The following is an 18,371-nucleotide window of genomic DNA, read 5'->3' on the forward strand; positions in this document are numbered from 1 at the left end:
TCGAAGCGCTCTCCGTGCAAGACTAAGGAACGTTGGATAGCGGTCTGTAAGAAGTAGATCGACTCCGACCCCGCAGGCCCACCCCCAGGGGGCGAAGTCTCTTAAGAATGGCTGCTTGAGGCCTGACCATGCTTCGGTCGGGCAATGCGCAAGACGCAAACGGGTTGTCGGCCACGGGGATCCAGCCTCGGGATAACTGCCATAAGTCCGGTCGGGCAGGCGAGACGGCTATGATGACTATTACGAAATTCCTGATCGCTGGCCGCAACGACATCGCTTTGGTCGCGTTGCTGGTTGCGATCGTGTTCATGATAATTGTTCCCCTTCCGCCCGTTCTCATGGATGTCATGCAGGCATTCAATCTCGGCGTTTCGGCGCTCCTGCTCATAGTGGCGGTATACATCAAGTCACCCCTGGGATTCACTTCGTTCCCGTCGGTACTTTTGCTCACCACACTCTTTCGATTGTCACTCGGCATCGCAGCCACGCGCACAATACTGCTACACGCGGATGCCGGCGAGGTCGTAAAGACCTTCGGTGACCTCGTGATAGCGGGCAATCTCGTCGTCGGGGCGGTCACGTTCCTGATCATCACAATTGTGCAGTATGTCGTCATCACCAACGGCTGTGAGCGTGTCGCCGAGGTTTCTGCGCGCTTCACTCTGGATATGATCCCGGGAAGGCAAATGAGCGTCGATAGCGACTTACGTACGGGGGGCATCGACCTCCCCGAGGCGCGTAGGCGCCGTTCCGCGATCGAGCGCGAGAGCCGACTTTTCGGCGCTATGGATGGCGCTATGAGATTCGTTAAGGGGGATGCTGTCGCAGGTCTGATCTCTATCGTCGTAAACATCATAGGAGGCGTCGCCATCGGTTCCCTTCAAAGGGGAATGGGATGGCATGAGGCACTCGAGCTCTACGCTATCCTGACGGTGGGAGATGGCCTTGTCGGGCAGATTCCAGCTATCTTCACAGCAATCACGGCTGGCGTTCTCGTGACAAGGGTCGCTCGCGAGGACACTTCGACCAACCTCGCCGATGCCATCAGTGACGATGTCAGCGCAGAACCCAACGCCATGATTGCCGGTTCGTTCATCCTTGTGCTGTTGGGGTTTGTGCCCGGCTTTCCAACGATAATCTTCCTGATCCTAGCTGGCGCGATTGGGGGCGGAGGGTGGCTGCTGCGCCGTGGGATGCTCTCGTCTGACGGCGCACGACGCGATCCAATCAATACGCAAAACAATATCGCTCGGCTGGGCTCGAGACGCTATGGGGCTGCCGACGCCGAGATCAACCTGGTCGTCCCTTTGATGATCGACATCGGGCGCGGTATCTTGTCGAGCCTTGCGCCGAATGACCTCAGCAAGGCGCTTGCGGACGTCCGCGATAAGCTGTCGCTCGAACTAGGTATCCAGTTCCCAGACATAGCGCTGCGAGAGATTGATAGCGCCAACCCAGACTCATACATCATCCGTATCAATGAGGTCTTCTACGGCGACGGCTATCTGCTGCAGCAGCATGTTTTGGCGCGCACAGCTCCCGCCCGCCTCGATACAATGGGGATTCCACATGTCGCTGACAGGCCGTTTTTGCCCCACGTTGCCACCGCGTGGGTTAGCGTCGCGCATGTTGACGCCCTACGAGCCGCGCGTATTCCGTTCCTGGAGCCGGCACAAGTCCCCGCTTACCATCTGGTTCAGCTGCTGCGCCGGCACGCCCAAGAGTTCATCGGGATCCAAGAGACAAGCTCAATCCTGAGCCGGGTACAGTCGCACTCGCCTGAACTGGTCAAAGAAGCGTTGCACACGGTTCGCTTGCACATAATAGCAGAGGTGTTCCAGCGCCTCATTTCGGAACGCGTTTCACTGCGGAACATGCGCGCGATACTGAATGCGATGACTCAGCCTGGTCACAACGTCAACGATCCGCTGCTCCTGACAGAGCACGTGCGATGTGCGCTAAAGCGGCAGATTTGTCTCCAGTATTGCGTCGGCACCCTGCGGCTGCCCGCGTTTATTCTCACTCCGGAGCTGGAGGAACTGGCACAGAATGCTATTCGTCACACCACGGACGACAGCTATCTTGGCATCGACACAAGGACCAAGGACCGGATCATCGACCGGATTCGGCAAGCAATGGCCGGCGTCAGCGCACTAGAAGGGCCAGTGCTTCTCGCCCCGCCCGAATTGCGCCCTTACCTTCGCAAGTTTCTGGAGACTGAGCTAAACGAGCTGCCGGTTCTCTCTTTTAAAGAGCTGATCCCGGAACTCGCCGTCAAGACGTTGGCCTGGATCACACTCTCAGATGAGGACACCAATGGAGCGACATAGCCAGCCCAATTGGGCGCTACGCGTGTTGTCGGGGCCCAACGTCGGCGCAGAAACATTGCTGGCCGAGGGCACCTGGATCATTGGTCGAGATGATCACGACGACATCGCATTCGCCGATCCCGGGCTCATTGGCTCACATCTTCGTCTGTCCATTGGAGCCGAGCGCGTCGACATCACCGCCCTCGCACCCGGTGTACTCGTCGGCGGAGAGCCGTGTCCTCCTAACAAGCCGACGATGGTTCACCCCTCCACTCCAATCAGCGTCGGGCGGACCATCTTTTGCGTGGCTCCGGCCGCGACTAGCTTTGGACAATCCGACGCTGCTGCTGGGCCGCAGTGCGGACCCGAAACGGACTTGAACTATGCTGCTGCGCGGCGTGTGGGTATGGATGCCAAGCGAATAATGCGATCAATCCCACAACCGATAAGCGTGGTTGCAGCAGTATGTGCCTTGCTCGGCGCCTTCGCGTTCTGGAGCCAGCGCGAGCGACTTACTCGTTTCATCTCTTCGGACGCTACGCAGTCTACAGTCGTCACGAAGCCCCATGCTGGTATTGCTGGTACAAACGGCGTGAGCGCCACGCACTCAACGCCGCGAATCGTAGAGGGGCGTTATTCTGGAGAGACTGCCAAGCAGAACACATCCACACCATCAGACCACTCGATGACTTCCGTGGACCCGCTGAGGCCGACAGACACTCACTTGTCTGATCAGGAGCTGACTGATCTCGCAGCCACCGTCCTGCGCGCGTATGACGTCAAGGTTGAAGTAAGTGCAAATGGCACCGGCCATATCTCCTTAAGGGGCTACGCCCGAAGCGATGCCGAGATGGAGAGGGCTTTGCGGGCTCTGCGACAAGATGTCCCGGCTGCCCACAAAATAGACGATGAGGTCACAACGCCAGAGCGCGCAAGTGCTTTCATCAGGACAGCCGCATCGGAGGCGCTTCGCAGCGAAATCAGCATCACGCTGAAGTCCAACGTCGTCGTCGTTGGGGGAACACTTACACCAACGGCATATCAAGAATGGCTGCGCGTCGCAGGACGATTCCAGGACACGTTTGCCCCTCACATTGGGCTGGACTCCCATTGCGTCCCGATGGCAGCGCCAACTGCGCGAGGCGTTCATCTCGGCCGCTCGCCTTACATTGTCGATCGGAATGGGGCGCAACTGACCGTAGGCGATACTATACATCGCCTCGGTACCATTTCCGCGATTGATCGTGAAGGCCTCTTGGTGCGCGTCGGAGAGTCTGAAGTGCGGCTTTTGTATTCCAGTAAGCCAGAGTGGATCACGGAGGATGCCGATGAGTGAACCTTTCGCAACGCTCGACTTGCAGCGGCAGTTGCTAAATGACCTGAATGGGACTTTCAGAGCGGACATAGAGAACGACCTTCGGACTTGGCGACGATCTCTCAAGCGAGACCTCGACGGGGGCGTCTCAAGGGAGCGTTTCCAAGAACTAAACGCCCTGATCATTGCAATAGATGCCGCAGCCGCGGTCGTTGCAGCGATCTGGTCAGAATATCGACGACGGGAGGCTTAGGATGAACTTTGACGCAATTAGCAGTTCTTTGAGCGGCGCCGTTTCGGAGTCCGATCGCGATATGAGAAGCCGCATGGCATCAATCAATCCGACCGACACGGGTGATCTGATACGGCTTCAACTCTCACTTAGCCAACACACCGCTCTCTTGAACCTGAACTCGACCCTCATCAAGGTCATGCACGAAGCACTCAATGCTGTCATCAGAAACATCGCATAGCTCGCGGCATTGCCTCGCTTGTCCCTCAAGGCGGGCGTTCAGCGCTGATCTGCTAGACACCAGACGACCTCGATACGTGCCCGTGATGCCGCACTTGCAGGCAGCAGGTACCCTAGTCATGCACCAGTGCGAGCAGGATGATGTCGTCTAGTTTCTTGCAATTGCGGCACTTGCGCTATTTCTTGAGCATCGTAAACGCGGGAAGCTTCTCGGGCGCTGCGGCTGCAATTCGCGTTGCACAACCGGCTCTCAGCCAGCAAATGACGGCTTTGGAAACTGAGCTTGAGATGAAGCTGCTGCATCGCAGCGCCCGGGGCGTTCGGCCGACGCCGGAGGGAGAAGCGTTCTACCGACAGGCTCTCGCGATCATCAAGGAGGTGGAACAGCTTCCGGGTATCGTGCGTTCTGCTGCGAGAGTGCCCGAGGGCGCCGTAAGGCTCGGGATATCGTCGGAGATTGCGGTACCTTGGACCTCCGTTTTTATGGCGGCCTGCCGCGCGCTGCTTCCGACAGTGCATCTCCACGTCGTCTCCGGCGACTTTCTACGCATAAGCCCCCTCATTGCATCAAGGGCGATCGACATCTGTATCATGTTTGAAGATATGCCTGTCGAAGGTTTTGCCCGGCAGCCCCTCTTTCATCAGTCGCTATGCCTGGTTTCACCTCCCGGCAGAGGCGATGCAGCGGACCATGTTTCGCTCGAGAGCCTGGCAGAGAGTCCTCTTGTGCTGCCAGTCCGCTCACATGCGAGTCGCAGCGCATTGGACCGGGCCTTCGAGAATGTCGGCCTAATTCCAAACTGCATCGCAGAAATGGATACGCTTCACAATGCGCTGGGGCTTGTTAAGGCTGGTCTTGCCAGTGCGATCGTTCCCAACGGGGTCCTATCCGATATTCCTGGTAATGAGGACCTGCGGCCGATCGCCATAACCCCGCCAATCTACGTGACCGCATGCTTAATCTCGTCTGGCGATGTTCCGCTCAACTCCACCGCTCAGGCAGTGAGCACCGTATTGGCCGCCAAGGTACAGGATGTGCTTCGCACAGGGCCCATTTCGCGGGGAATAGGCATCGGACCGGCATGAGCTCAGACAGGCGCCGCGTGGAACGGCTCCAAGATCAGTGCTCGTTCCTGTCGGGTGTTTAGATCACCTCGTCGCGCTGGCCAGCATGGAAAGCTTTCGAATTATGAGGCCTCGCCGCAGAACCGCCGAACGAAATCGATCCAGTGCCCTCCGGCGCCGGGCTATGGCTGCCGTCGCCTCCGCAATCCCGAAGAGACCGCCAGTGGTGATCTTCGTCCGGAATTGCTCAGTCTCACGCCAATTCTTCTCATATCAGCATTCGACGTGCCAAAGCTGCCGGCGATCGCGATATTCTTGCGCTCCCACATTCATTCCGCGGGGTCCCCGCTCTGGGCACCGCCATCTGTGGATGGCAGCACCCAATATTCGTCCAGCACATTCTTTACTGCGCCGTATAGCTCTCGGAGTGTGTTGCCCAGTGGCATTTGCGCTTCGTTCAGCCAGCCAAACCCGAGGTGCTGGAACAGATCCGCCGGAATTGTTTGCCTGCTAATGCTCAGCTCACGGATGAAGTCCCCGGCCCAGTCATGGATCGTGTATGACTCCAGTTTGTTCATCATGGCTGTCCACCTCTCGCGGCGCTCGGCGGCGGGCATTTCTGATGCTCTTAAAACCGCATCGGATATGCTTTTTGGGCTTGCTGGGTCGACGAGCAGCGCCTCGTTGCTGAAGTCCTCTGCAGCTCCCGCAAACTTCGAGAGAACCAGGACGCCGGGGTCGTCTGGATCTTGCGCAGCCACATATTCCTTCGCTACCAGGTTCATCCCATCGCGCAGGGGCGTGATCGCGGCAACATCTGCGGTACGGTAGAAGGCGGCAAGCTGCGCCTGAGGCAAGTGGTCCTTTTGATAGTGGATTGGATTCCAGCCGTCATCGCCCCCATGCTTGCGGTTGACCTCATCAACGGCGCAGTCGACGTCATGTTGATATTTGCTGTACATTGGAACGTTCGAGCGCGATGGAGTCGCGATTTGCAGCAACGAGATGCTGCGCGGCTTGTCCGTCAACAGGTGATCGAATGCCCTGATTCTGTTGTCGATGCCCTTGGTATAGTCGAGCCGATCGACCCCAACGGCGAGCTTCGCTCCTTCAAGTTTTTGCTTTGTAGAGACGATGTTGTCTTTGTATTCCGTCAGTGCATCAATCGCATATTTTGCGAATAGCTTGTGGTCGATACCAATTGGGAACTTCAGACATCTCGTCAAACCGCGGTCCGAGATCACAGCGCCGCTCTTGCTGTGCAAACCAAGATGCTCCCGAAGACAGGCAAGAAAGTTGTCCAGATCACGACTCGTCTGGAAGCCAACGAGATCGTAGGCCAGCATCATGTCCATCAATTCATTTGCATGCGGGACGCGCTCCATGATCGCCGGCTCGGGCCACGGTGTGTGCAGGAAGAACCCGATCGGCTGCTCGACGTTGAGCCTACGCAACTCATTGCCAAGAGGCAGAAAATGATAATCGTGAACCCAAATTGCATCGCGCTTCTCGAGTTGCGATATGACGTTCGCCATCGAAACATTGATCTGACAATAGCTCTGATAGTCCGCTTCAGTCGTTGGACTCATCCATTCGCCCAATGAGTGAAAGGCCGGCCAAAGCATGGAATTCGCAAACCCTTGGTAGAATCCCGCATAGTGGGTTTCCGGTAGATCCACTCTTGCGACGAAACCTTCACCATGCCTCTCGAGATCCGCAACGTGCTCAGGGCCATCAACGAGGTTACCGGAGGATCCCAACCACAACGCGCCCGAGCGCTCGACGATGGGCTCAAGAGCCGCTGCAAGGCCGCCAGTCTTTGGCATTGTGGGATCGAAGCTTGAAACGCGGTTCGATACAATCAGAAACTCTGCACTTGGCCGCTGTCCCACACCTTTGGCGTGCCGTTCGGCGCGCCCACCTTCGATGTGAGCGGTCCGTCCTCCATTTGCGTTACGCGCTGCCCGCTCAAATCGCCAGCGCGGCTGCCGCTCTACGTCGCAAAGGGCCCTCTGCCACTCGTCCAGCGGCGTGTTTGCGTCCTCGGCGAATACATGGGCTTGAGCTCTTATTGAAGTCACTCGGTCTATCATTTACTTACTTCTCAATCATTGCCAGCGGCATAGCGCCTGGTGCTGTCAACCATACCATTCTTATATCAGATGTTCTCGGCCAGGGGAGACACATAGGCCGCCTCCGCGGCGCAAGCTCATGCAATCGACTTCGTGCCTTGGCATCACGGATCCATTGGCAGGTGGCCAGGGTTTGGAAGAGGGAGCGGTCAAGACCGCGAGCGGTGCGATAGTCGACGTTCTCGATGGCGGCGACTTGACGCAGCTTGGCACTGGTCAAGCGGCGCGTGAGGCGGCGGTTGTCGCGAGCGGTGGCCTCGCGATCGACGAGGAGGCCGAGCCAATCGGCGTGCGGCATCCCGGCCGCCTCGGGATTGTTCTGCAGTTCGGCGAGGGTATCGCCATGGCGACGAGGCCGAGGGCGCGCAAGCGATCGATGGTCGAGTGAATGAGCATGCTGATCTCTCCTGATCAATTGTAGTAACTGCGGCCACGGATGTTGGCGTGGAAGAGGATGGGCGCCTCCCCGGCGGGCGGAGCGATTCTGTCAGTGCCGTTCTTGAGGATGGCCGCGAGCGATTTGTACGAACGGGCGTTGAGCAGAAGAGCACGGGCGCAGGCGGCGTCGACGCGCTCATGGCCATAGCGCTTGACCAGCCCGAGAATGCCGATGGCGGAGCGGAAGCCTGTTCCGGATGCGGGCGCGACCGCAAGATGACGTCGATCAGGGTGTCGGCGTCCGGGCCGACTTTGGCGGCTTCGGAACGAATACGCTCATGGGTCCAGTCACGATAGCGGCGATGCGAGCTCGGCATATGCTCGGAAATTGTAGTCGGGCGATGCGGCAGCGTGCCGCGCAGATCCGATGCCACGCGCTCGCCGCGCAGACGCACGTATCGCCTTGCGCTCAAGATGATGAGGCCTGACCTTGTCAGAGATCATGACCGACTTCCTTCGCGCGCGGCGTCGCTGTCGTCGCAGCATGGTCGAGGATCAACTGCGTCATCAGACTCGTAAGGGCCGCCTGCGCTTCCGCCGGAAGCTTCGACCATGTGGGCGCACCGATGGCGCCGCTCGACAGGCCTCTCCCGAACAGATCCATCTGCTGCGGCCGCGGTTGTTGATTGCGTCGGTGTCCGCTCCCTGGCATTGCCGTCTGGCGTGACATGAGTCGCTCCCCGATTCTGACCGTGGGAGCCTCTGGATGCGCCAGAAAGCAGGGCAGCTGATGGCGTTCGATCCTTCAACGCGAGATCGAGAAGCGCAGAAAGCGCCGCAAGCGCATCGATGCTGACAAACGGCTGAGCTGTCAAAAGTTCGGCGTCAGGGCATGCCGTCCGGTCGAACATCCATGCTGGCACTTCCAGCCAACGATCTCCTTGCGATCCGTCCAAGGTGCAGCGAAAAACAACATCATCAGCCTTGTCGACGGCTCCATGAACGCAAACTCGGCGCCCAAACCATGGATGATGCCGATAAAGAACCTCGCGAAGAACGGTCCTGTGGGCGTTCTCAAACGTTCTTGTACAACGAACACCGCGGACACTCGGCCATTGGCTATATCAGCTCGGTCGAGATGGAGCCAAAATCGGGTTGACCCCCGAGGATGAGCTTGACGACGATGCGGCGAAGTATGCACCGACAAAAATGCGCGCCGGCCACATGAAGGGCGCTGAAAAAGCTTCGAGATGTCCAGGCCGGGAGGGGCGTCGTGCCGGAGCTGAATCCTTTCCCCGTGGACGCAACTCTCATCAAGATGTGGGCAGCGGAAGCCGGCAGGATTGCGTCGCAGGCCATCGGTCGTCAGGCTCACCGCCTTTATAGGCTGAGTGTGGCTGCAAAAACACGGAAGGGAGCCGATCTCTGGTCGCTTCTTCACCGATAGGCTGGCCCAAGATGTAGCGGGGTTCCAGCAGCAAACCCGTGAGAGCAGAATCAACACTGAGGACCAGCAAGTCCTCGAGGCAAACAGAGCGCTGGGATTGCCTTTTCCGGGCAACGAGCTGCCAGCCGCCCCACAGGGTAGGCAGCAGCGAGAGCCGTCGCAGGAATTGCCGGCAACGCCAGCCACCCCGAGCGCGGGGGATTTGGATTGGCTCAGCGAGTAGATCCACGGGCCCGCACCGCCGCTGCCAGCGCCGCACTCGACCGTGCAGCCGGATCTCCCGTTCGAGCTCCATGCTAGTCCAGCCCTCCCGAGCCCAGGAGGTTTGCCGCCGTGGAGGGTCGCAGGCAGCTACTGGGATTGGGTTAGCCAGCAGATGCAAGAACCAGCGTCAGCATCATCCGTGGGGCGTCCGTCGTCAAGCATCGACAGCGGCTTGGAGCCTCTGTTTGGTTTGAATCCGTCGACCCCCTACGAATTGCGCGACCACGCGCACTCTGCACCCGCGCCTGCGTTCGCCGGACCACCGGCTTCTCAGGAACTCCGCGATATCGGAGCCATTGTTGGCGAGGGCTGGCAGCACGGGTCTCAAGCAGCCTCAGACGTTTTGATCGACGTGCTAGGCAACATCAATCTGCTGCCGAATCAGTTCGGGCCAAGCCAGTTTGCGATCAACAGTGAGCGCTACGCGGCCACGTTGGGACCGAGAGGAACAGGGACGTTCGTCTCATCCATCAAGCTCGCGCCAGGCAAATGGACGAAGTTGGGCCATCCAATCAGTTCACAGTCCTCGGCAGGTTAGTGAAGCCGGGCCACACCGTCGTCACGAAGTGGATCTTGGGTATCTCAGCCCCGGAGGATGGCAGCATCACGAACGATGGCTTCCGCCTTTCCTGGCCCGCGCACTAGAGGGCCAGGATCTCATGCCAGACGCCGAGCACCGAACCTACTTCAACATTCACGGCGTGCCTTACAGGGGCGAGCTGGTTGAAACGGACCACGGCCGTCGTCGTGTGCGCATCTATCCGAAGCTGGTTGAAAATTCGGGGCTTTTAGTTCTCTGAACGGAACCATGGCTTACACGATTCGTGGTGGCGAGCTCACTTGCCTGGAGCCCAGGCTTTGGCTCGGCCGATTTCGAGCTAATGGAGCCATGGGGCTATGAGATCTGCACAGGCCTGTGGCGTTCGTGGCCCGACCAGGCTCTAACCAGTCGGATCGTTAAGTCTCCGAGGAGGAGCAGGATTAGAGGTCCATGCCACGCCCTTATGCGCGGCGTGGCATGGACCTCAGGGTGCAGGTTGGATGAAACAGTAGGCACTACAATGGCCTAGATCCCCCTTCGTCGAGACCTCGCCAACTACATGACCAACGAATCCCGGAGCACTCCTTGTCGGCTATCCTATCGTGGATGCTCGCGCCGCCAGGCGAAGGTCGATCTGGATGCGCTCGCCGAGGAGGTGTGCTTATCGCGGCGCAAAGCAGCAACGTGAACACAGTCGGGATCAATCCATTCATCACCCTGCCGGAAGGGATTCGGAATGGACGCTCTGATTGACATGAGCACTGGGGGGTCATCAAAGCGAATGTCGTGTTGGGGTCGACGTATGGCGTTCATGAAAGTGGGGGATTGCCCAAGCAAAGTGCCCAAAACCCGCTGCGCTTGACTTGACGCTCCAAGTTCGCTCGTTCTAACTTTGTTCTCATATGTTCGATTCTGCCGGCCCGTCTCTTCTCAATGATAACAGCAGCCGCCACGATCCAGCCAGGAACCATGCACGAGATCATCTGTCCCCACTGTGACAAGGCCTTCAAGGTCGATGAATCCGGTTACGCGGATATCCTGAAGCAAGTCCGTGACGCGGATTTCGCTCAGCAGCTCCACGAACGGCTGGAGCTGGCCGAGCGCGACAAGCGGAGCGCCGTTGAATTGGCCAAGGCCCAGGTAAGCAGCGATCTGCAGAAGACCACGGCTGCTAAGGACGCTGAAATCCAGGAGATGAAGTCCAAGCTTGAAGGGAGCGGCGTTGCCCAGAAGCTCGCGGTTGCTGAAGCGCTCAGCGCCGTCGAAAAGGAGCGGGACAGGCTCGCGAACGCGCTTGCTGAGTCCGAGCGCGAAAAGAAGGCAGCCTCGGAGCTTGCTGACGCGCTCCTGGCGAGCGAGCAGCACAAGATTGCTACTGCCAAGGAGAAGGAGATCCAGGATCTGAAGGCGAAGCTTCAGGCAGTCGAGCTTGAGAAGAAGCTCGCCGTGACTGAAGCGGTAGGTGCCCTCGAAAAAGAGCGTGATGAGCTGAAAAACGGCATCAGTCGAGTACAGCTCGAAAAGCAGCTCTCCGAGCAGTCGCTCAAGGATAAGTACGAAACCCAGATCAAAGATCGCGATGACGCCATCGAGCGTCTCAGGGACATGAAAGCCCGCCTTTCGACCAAGATGGTCGGCGAGACCCTTGAGCAGCACTGCGAGACCGAGTTTAACCGGTTCCGGTCGATGGCCTTTCCGCGCGCTTATTTCGAGAAGGACAGCGACGCGCGGACCGGCAGCAAGGGCGATTACATTTTCCGCGACTCGGACGAGGCCGGCACTGAAATCATCTCGATCATGTTCGAGATGAAGAACGAGAGCGAAAAGACCGCCACGAAAAGCAAAAACGAAGACTTCCTCAAAGAACTTGACCGGGATCGCATCGAGAAGGGCTGCGAGTACGCTATCTTGGTCTCATTGCTTGAACCGGATAATGAGCTTTACAATGCCGGCATCGTCGACGTCTTCCACCGCTACCCGAAAATGTATGTCATCCGGCCGCAGTTCTTCCTGCCGATGATTACGCTCCTAAGGAACGCGGCAATCAATTCGCTGAAGTACAAGACCGAGCTCGCGCTCGTGAAAGCGCAGAATGTCGACATAACCCAGTTTGAGAACCAGCTCGAATCGTTCAAGACCGCATTCTCAAAGAACTATGATCTTGCTTCCCGGCACTTCCAGACGGCTCTCGCCGAGATCGACAAGTCGATCGATCATCTGCAGAGGACGAAGGATGCCTTGATCGGTGCGGATCGCAACCTGCGTCTTGCCAATGACAAGGCACAGGACGTGACGATCAAGAAGCTAACTCGGGGCAATCCGACAATGGCTGCGAAATTTGCGGAGCTTAAGAGCGCGCCTGCCGAAGCCGCGGAGTGAGGCGGTCGAAGTATTGAGTTTGCGCGCAAAATCGTGTTGTCGAATTCACGATGTCACGGTCTGACGGAAGAAGGCGGGCGGTTAGCCGAAGATATGACCAAACAAGGCGACGATTGCCGCAACGTCGGCCGGCGCGAGGGTCGCAATCACATTATTCTTCACTTTTGCGACGAACCGCGCGAGTAGCGGCTTGAGGTGCGTACCCTGGGCGCCCGCAACAACCGACGTGCAGCGGATACGTGTGCGACGAACTGGTTTTTTTATCTGGCGCGCCCCTAGAGGTGAGTACGCGACGACCGGAGATGCCAAAGATCAACGAAATGTTCTCCGACCTACTTGAGCCCTGAGCAGAACCGCTGAATGCGTGCACAGGCATCAAGGAGAACCTCGTTCGAGGTCGCATAAGACAATCGGAAATTCGGCCCCTGGCCGAACGCGGCGCCATGCACGACCGCGGCGCCTTCCTCCTCGAGGAGTGCCGCGGCAAAATCCTCGTCGTTCCGGAGGAACTGACCGGAGCGGGTGCTCTTTCCGATCGCGTCTGCACAGGACGGGTAGACGTAGAAGGCCCCGTCCGGAACCGGGCAATCGAGATGATCCGCCTCGTTCAGCAGCGACACGACGAGATCGCGCCTCTCCTTGAAGACAGAACGACTCTTGGCGATGTAATCCTGCGGGCCGTTTAGCGCTTCGACGGCCGCCCATTGCGCGATCGAGCAGGCGCCCGACGTCTGCTGGCTCAGCAGCTTTTCGAGCTCCTTGATCAGCCTCTCGGGCCCACCCGCGTAACCGATGCGCCAACCGGTCATCGCGTAGGATTTCGAGACGCCATTGACCGTGAGGACTCGATCGCGGAGAGCCGGCTCGACCTGCGCCATCGTGGTAAAGACAAAATTGCCGTAGGTGAGATGCTCATAGATGTCGTCCGACAGCGTCCATACGTGCGGATGCCGGACCAGCACCTCGGAAAGAGCCTTCAATTCATCGCTGCTGTAGGCGGCACCGGTCGGGTTCGACGGCGAGTTCAGAATCAGCCATTTCGTGCGCGGTGTAATGGCCGCCTCGAGCGCCGCCGCGGTCACCTTGTAACCGCCGGGCAGGCACGTTGGCACAAAAACTGGCCTCCCGCCAGCAAACAGGACGAGATCCGGATAGCTGACCCAATACGGCGCGGGGATGATGACCTCGTCGCCCTTGTTGAGCGTCGCAAGGAGCGCGTTGAAGATCACGTTCTTGCCGCCCGTCCCGACGATGGTTTCGCTTGGCTTGTAATCGATCCCGTTCTCGCGTTTGAACTTCGCGGCAACTGCCTCCCGCAGCGCCGGCACGCCGGGCGTACCTGGGTACTTGGTCTCGCCCCTGTCGATCGCCGCCTTGGCGGCCTCCTTGATGTTGTCCGGCGTATCGAAGTCGGGCTCCCCGACAGAGAGGAAGACGACGTCACGGCCGGATTTCTTCAGTTCGCGCGCCTTGCGCGTGACGAAGATAGTGGCGGAGGGTTGAATGCGCTCGAGCGCTTCGGACACGAATGACATCTTGCTATCCTGGAAAATCCTTTGATTAGGACGCTGACAAAAGAATCAGCGCCTCTCTTTCGAGTAGCGTTCCTTGGTCGCATCGTTCGGTGGATATAGACCGTCGAGCAATGCTCCCGCCTTCACCTGATCGTAGACCCACTCCTCGAAGCGATCTTTCTCGAAGGCTTCGACCGCAACGGCTTCGGCGATCGCGGCCGGCACGACGACTGCACCGTCGTCGTCTGCAACCACGATGTCGCCGGGAAATATCGTCACGCCGCCGCACGCCACCGCGACCTGCGTGTCGGCACAGAAGAACTCGGACGGCGAGGGCGGCGCGGTGGTGCCATCCGCCCAGATCGGCCAATTGAGTTTCTTCATGCCGACGAGGTCGCGTATCGCTCCGTCGGTGACAAGACCTGCGATGCCCCGCGTCTGCATCCGAGCGCAGATGATGTCGCCGAACACGCCGGCCGACCGCAGCCCCATCGCATCCACGACCACCACGGCGCCGGCGGGAATCTTCTCCATGACCGCGCGCGGCGACGTGGGACCGGTTACGGCCATGGTCGTCGTGATATCTTCGCGCGCCGGCACGAAACGCATCGTGTAGGCCGGCCCCGCGATGCGCTTCTGCCCTTCCACCAGCGCCCGCGGTCCGCGCAGCGAGACACGAGTGAAGCCCTTCTGCCGAAGGACGGTCGAGACGGTCGCGACCGCCGTCTTCTCGAGGGTTAGCAGGGCCTCCTTCGAAATATTCGTCATCGCTGCTCTCTTTCGATCATGAAGCTTCGCGGTCGCGGTGGCCGTAGAGACGAGCGGCCGCTTCCTTCGACAGACGTCCTTCGAAGACGTCCCTCTCGATCAAGGCCGCCGGTCGTTCCTTCGGGTTGCCGAGACCACCACCGCCGGGCGTATGGATCACCAGCCGGTCGCCCGCCTCGATCGTCTGAAGCCCCTTGCCGGCGATCGGCCGTCCGGACGCGAGGCCGACATAGCCTGCCCCGCCGTTCTCGCCGCCCAGGCGTCCTCGCGCCGGATTCTTGATGCGCTCGAAGGCGGCGCTGAGCCGGAACGCGGTGCCTTCGACGTTCTCGACTTCGATGATTTGGCCGAGACCGCCGCGCGTGCGCCCCGGACCGCCGCTGTCTATACGGAGCTCCTTGCGCCAGAAGACGAAGGGGATCTGCGTCTCCGCGATCTCGATTGGCATGCAGTGGATGCCCGTTGGGAACGCTGTCGCCGACAAGCCGTCCTTTGTAAAGCGGGCTCCCATGCCGCCGCTGGTGGTGACCGCGAACGAGTAGTTGCGCCCCTTGCGCTCTCCGGCTGTGAAGGTCCCGCGCAGCGCGATATTCCACATGCACGAACTGCCCTCGGCGGGGATGCGCTCCGGCAGGATTTGCAAGAGGCAGCCAAACACCAGATCCGGCAGCATCTGGCCGATCACGTGCCGCGCTCCGACGGGCGAGGGCTTCCTGGCGTTGACGATGCAACCGTCCGGCGCGACGACCTTCAACAGGGACAAAGATCCGGCATTGTTGGGAATGTCGCTAGCGATGGCGCAACTGATGGCGAACGACGTGTAGGCGGTCGCGTAAGTCAAGGGAACGTTGATGCCCTTGATCACCTCGGGGGCGCTGCCGGCAAAGTCGACAACGATACCGTCCTCGTTAATCGTCAGTGCGGCCCGCAGAGTCAGCGGCTCGTTGTAGCCGTCGACGATCATCTCGTTGCTCCAGGTTCCCTTCGGAAGCGACGCGATCTCCTTGAGCACCGCTTGGCGAGAGCGCTCGAGAATGAAGTCGGCGAGCTCCGAAAGATCACCGAGGCCAAACTCTGTCATCGTCTCCTGAAGCCGCCTGACGCCGACATCGTTGCAGGCCGCGAGCGAGTAGGTATCCCCGACGGTGTCGACCGGAAGCCGCGTGTTAGCTTCGATCACCGCCATGAGCGTCTCGTTGACCGTGCCGGCGTCGATTAGCTTGATCAACGGAATGTAGAGACCTTCCGCAAATACGTCCGGAGCTTCAGTTCCCGCGCCCAGCCCGCCAATGTCCATGAGATGGCTGGTGCAGGCGAACAGAGCGACACACTTGCCTTCGTGGAAGCAAGGCGTGACAACGACGAAGTCGTTGAGGTGTCCGGTTCCGAGCCACGGGTCGTTGGTGATATAGGCGTCGCCCGGCTTCATCGTTGTGGTCGGGAAGCGACCAAGAAAGTGTTTCACGGACTCCGCCATCGTGTTCACGTGCCCCGGCGTGCCGGTCACGGCCTGCGTCAGCATCCGGCCGGAAAGGTCGAACACGCCGACCGAGACGTCGCCGCAGGCGCGGACCAATGGACTGAAGGCGGTGCGGATCAGAACCTGCGCCTGCTCCTCAACGAGGGCCAGTAGACGATTCCAGAGGACTTGGTGGCGGATCGCGGAATCTAGAGTTCGGGTGTCGATCGCCTGTTCCGAGGCGGCGATCCGCTGCATGACGATGCTGCCGTCCCCGTCGATTGAGGCGGAGAAGCGTGATGTGACGAAGGTCGTGGTCTCGTCCTCCACGATGAGAGCCGGACCGCGGATGGTCGATCCATTTGCCATCTGCGAACGCTTATAGGTGGGAACGACGATCGACTTCAACGCCGTACCGTCAAAGACTTCGCGCACGCTTGCATCCGAAGGCTCGCCGATGTTCCTAACGGGAGCTGTCGGTTCGACGGATTTTCGCGTCGTCGAGACAGTCACCGACCAGCTCAGGACCTCGATGGCCGCGCCCGGAATGAACCGGGTGAAGAGGCGTCCGTAGAGATCCTCGAACAATTCGCGCAGCACGGCGCCCGTCAGAGGCTTGGACCGGTCCGGCAGGACGACCGAAATTTCATGACCCTGGCCCAAGTAGCGCATGTGCGCCACGCAACGCTCGACGAGCTCTGCGCCCTCGGTCTTCACCAGCGCCGTGGTGTCGGCCGCCAACCCGTCGAGAAAGGCGCCGATCTCGGCCGGATCGACGGAAGCGAGATTGACGTGCTTGCTCCGGACTAGTTCAAAGGAGATCGGCGCTTCTAGGAACCCGACCGCCGAGCCGACGCCCGCGTTGCGCGGCACGACCACCTTGCGGATGCCGACCTTCTCGGCAACCCAAGCGGCGTGCAGTGGGGCCGCACCGCCGAATGCGATCATCGTATAGTCGGCGATGGGTTCGCCGCGTTCGGCCGCGTGCACGCGGACCGCGCTCGCCATGCTTTCGCACACGGTCTCGGTGATGGCGAAGGCCGCCGTTTTGCTCGAAAGGCCGAGCTTCTTGCCGATGGCGGCGTCGAGCGCACGCGAGGCCGCCTGCGGATCGAGTTGGACTCGTCCGCCCGCGAACGCCCCGGGGTCCAAGAGGCCCAGCGCGAGGTTGGCGTCGGTCACCGTCGCCCCGGACCCGCCACCCGGGTAACAGGCCGGCCCCGGCTGCGAGCCCGCGCTCTCCGGACCCACGGTGACCCTGCGGAGCCGGTCGACGCCGGCGATTGATCCGCCGCCCGCTCCGATCTCGACGAGCTCGACGGCCGGGATCCGTAGCGGCAGTCCGCTGCCCTTCATAAAGCGGTGCGTCCGGTCGACCTCGAACGAGTTGGCAGTGATCGGCTCGCCGTCCCGGATCAGGCAGACCTTCGCGGTCGTGCCGCCCATATCGAACGAGACGACCCGCTTGTCGCCAAGGCTGCGGGCGCGCTGTGCGGCGTAGATCGCTCCGCCCGCGGGACCGGACTCGACCAGACGGATCGGATAGCGCTTGGCGGTCTCGATGGAAGTGAGACCCCCTCCGGACGTCACGAGGAAGAGCCGGCCGGTGAAATTCGCAGCTGTGAGCGCCGCCTCCATCCTTTCGAGATAGCCGTTGATGAGCGGCTTCACGTAGGCGTTGGCGGCCGCCGTTGACGTGCGTTCGTACTCCCGGATTTCCGGGCAGATGTCGGACGACATCGTGATCGACAGGTCGGGCATCTGCTCGACGAGGAAGCGCGCGGCCTTACGTTCATGCTCCGGATTCGCATATGAATGCAGGAAAGCGATCGCCACGCTCTCGACGCGGCTTTCCCTGAGTTTGTTGACGATCTCGGCGAGCTCCGCAAGATCCAGTTCGAGCTTGACGTCGCCCTTCGCGTCGATGCGCTCGGTCACGGTGTAGCGGCGCTCTCTGGGTATCAGCGGTAGAGGCTTGGATAGCTGCAGATCGTACTGGTCGTATCGCCCCTCACTGCCGAGTTCCAACACGTCTCGGAAGCCAGCGGTGGCGATCAACGCCGTCTTCGCGCCCTTGCGCTCGAGCACCGCGTTTGTCGCGAGCGTCGTGCCATGGATGAAGACGTCGACGTTGGAAAAATCGAGGTCGACGGTTGCCAGAAGCTGCTTCGCGCCGTTCATCAACCCGAGCTCGGGCTGCGCCACCGTCGTGAGGACCTTGCGGGTGACCCTGCCGAAGGGACCGTCGAGCACGACATCGGTGAACGTACCGCCGATGTCGATGGCGAGGCGGGTTTGGATCTTTTTGATCAAGGCAGGTCTCCAACG

General features: G+C 60.0%; 13 protein-coding genes. 7 read left to right on the forward strand and 6 right to left on the reverse strand.

The annotated features are described in order from the left end of the window. Window positions 1-230 precede the first annotated feature (230 nt). The 5 genes from sctV to ML401_RS35695 all read left to right on the forward strand — a co-directional run bounded on the left by sctV (window position 231) and on the right by ML401_RS35695 (window position 5,182). A complete protein-coding gene (sctV, locus tag ML401_RS35675; protein WP_285813164.1) occupies window positions 231-2,330 on the forward strand; it encodes a type III secretion system export apparatus subunit SctV in 2,100 nt (699 codons plus the stop codon). Beyond that, on the forward strand, window positions 2,317-3,645 hold the full coding sequence (locus tag ML401_RS35680; protein WP_285813165.1) for an FHA domain-containing protein: 1,329 nt from the start codon (window positions 2,317-2,319) through the stop codon (window positions 3,643-3,645). Before sctV ends, ML401_RS35680 begins: the two co-directional genes overlap by 14 nt. Further along, window positions 3,638-3,877 carry an EscE/YscE/SsaE family type III secretion system needle protein co-chaperone gene (locus tag ML401_RS35685; RefSeq protein WP_376717438.1) on the forward strand — a complete coding sequence of 80 codons (240 nt, stop codon included), beginning with the start codon at window positions 3,638-3,640 and terminating at the stop codon, window positions 3,875-3,877. The genes ML401_RS35680 and ML401_RS35685 overlap by 8 nt, the downstream gene beginning before the upstream one ends. A gap of 1 nt (window position 3,878) precedes the next feature. Next, window positions 3,879-4,097, forward strand: coding sequence for an EscF/YscF/HrpA family type III secretion system needle major subunit (locus tag ML401_RS35690; RefSeq protein WP_285813166.1), 219 nt, complete (start codon window positions 3,879-3,881; stop codon window positions 4,095-4,097). A gap of 137 nt (window positions 4,098-4,234) precedes the next feature. Then, window positions 4,235-5,182, forward strand: coding sequence for a LysR substrate-binding domain-containing protein (locus ML401_RS35695; protein WP_285813167.1), 948 nt, complete (start codon window positions 4,235-4,237; stop codon window positions 5,180-5,182). 308 nt (window positions 5,183-5,490) lie between these two features. Here the strand turns inward: ML401_RS35695 and ML401_RS35700 are convergent, their stop codons facing one another. The 3 genes from ML401_RS35700 to ML401_RS35710 form a co-directional block, all read right to left on the reverse strand. Continuing rightward, on the reverse strand, window positions 5,491-7,254 hold the full coding sequence (locus ML401_RS35700; protein WP_285813168.1) for a trehalose-6-phosphate synthase: 1,764 nt from the start codon (window positions 7,252-7,254) through the stop codon (window positions 5,491-5,493). Between the two features lie 4 nt (window positions 7,255-7,258). Further along, on the reverse strand, window positions 7,259-7,591 hold the full coding sequence (locus ML401_RS35705) for an ATP-binding protein (RefSeq protein ID WP_285813169.1): 333 nt from the start codon (window positions 7,589-7,591) through the stop codon (window positions 7,259-7,261). Window positions 7,592-8,164: 573 nt separating this feature from the next. After that, window positions 8,165-8,401: a hypothetical protein gene (locus ML401_RS35710; RefSeq protein ID WP_285813170.1), complete on the reverse strand. Its 237-nt coding sequence runs from the start codon at window positions 8,399-8,401 to the stop codon at window positions 8,165-8,167. 1,153 nt (window positions 8,402-9,554) lie between these two features. Here ML401_RS35710 and ML401_RS35715 point away from each other — a divergent pair. Both ML401_RS35715 and ML401_RS35720 read left to right on the forward strand, forming a co-directional pair. Beyond that, entirely contained in the window at window positions 9,555-9,920 is a 366-nt protein-coding gene (locus tag ML401_RS35715; protein ID WP_285813171.1) for a hypothetical protein, read from the forward strand. Window positions 9,921-10,892: 972 nt separating this feature from the next. Then, window positions 10,893-12,302 carry a DUF2130 domain-containing protein gene (locus tag ML401_RS35720; protein WP_285813172.1) on the forward strand — a complete coding sequence of 470 codons (1,410 nt, stop codon included), beginning with the start codon at window positions 10,893-10,895 and terminating at the stop codon, window positions 12,300-12,302. Between the two features lie 332 nt (window positions 12,303-12,634). Here ML401_RS35720 and ML401_RS35725 read toward each other — a convergent pair whose 3' ends face one another. From ML401_RS35725 to ML401_RS35735, 3 genes are read right to left on the reverse strand one after another with little or no spacing between them, the layout of a single operon-like run. Further along, window positions 12,635-13,837, reverse strand: coding sequence for a pyridoxal phosphate-dependent aminotransferase (locus ML401_RS35725; RefSeq protein ID WP_285813173.1), 1,203 nt, complete (start codon window positions 13,835-13,837; stop codon window positions 12,635-12,637). Between the two features lie 45 nt (window positions 13,838-13,882). Then, window positions 13,883-14,584, reverse strand: coding sequence for a ribonuclease activity regulator RraA (locus ML401_RS35730; protein WP_285813174.1), 702 nt, complete (start codon window positions 14,582-14,584; stop codon window positions 13,883-13,885). A 16-nt stretch (window positions 14,585-14,600) separates the two neighbouring features. Next, on the reverse strand, window positions 14,601-18,356 hold the full coding sequence (locus ML401_RS35735) for a hydantoinase B/oxoprolinase family protein (RefSeq protein WP_285813175.1): 3,756 nt from the start codon (window positions 18,354-18,356) through the stop codon (window positions 14,601-14,603). Between the last annotated feature and the right edge of the window lie 15 nt (window positions 18,357-18,371).

The organism is Bradyrhizobium sp. 62B (genome assembly GCF_030272265.2).
Classification (GTDB): domain Bacteria; phylum Pseudomonadota; class Alphaproteobacteria; order Rhizobiales; family Xanthobacteraceae; genus Bradyrhizobium.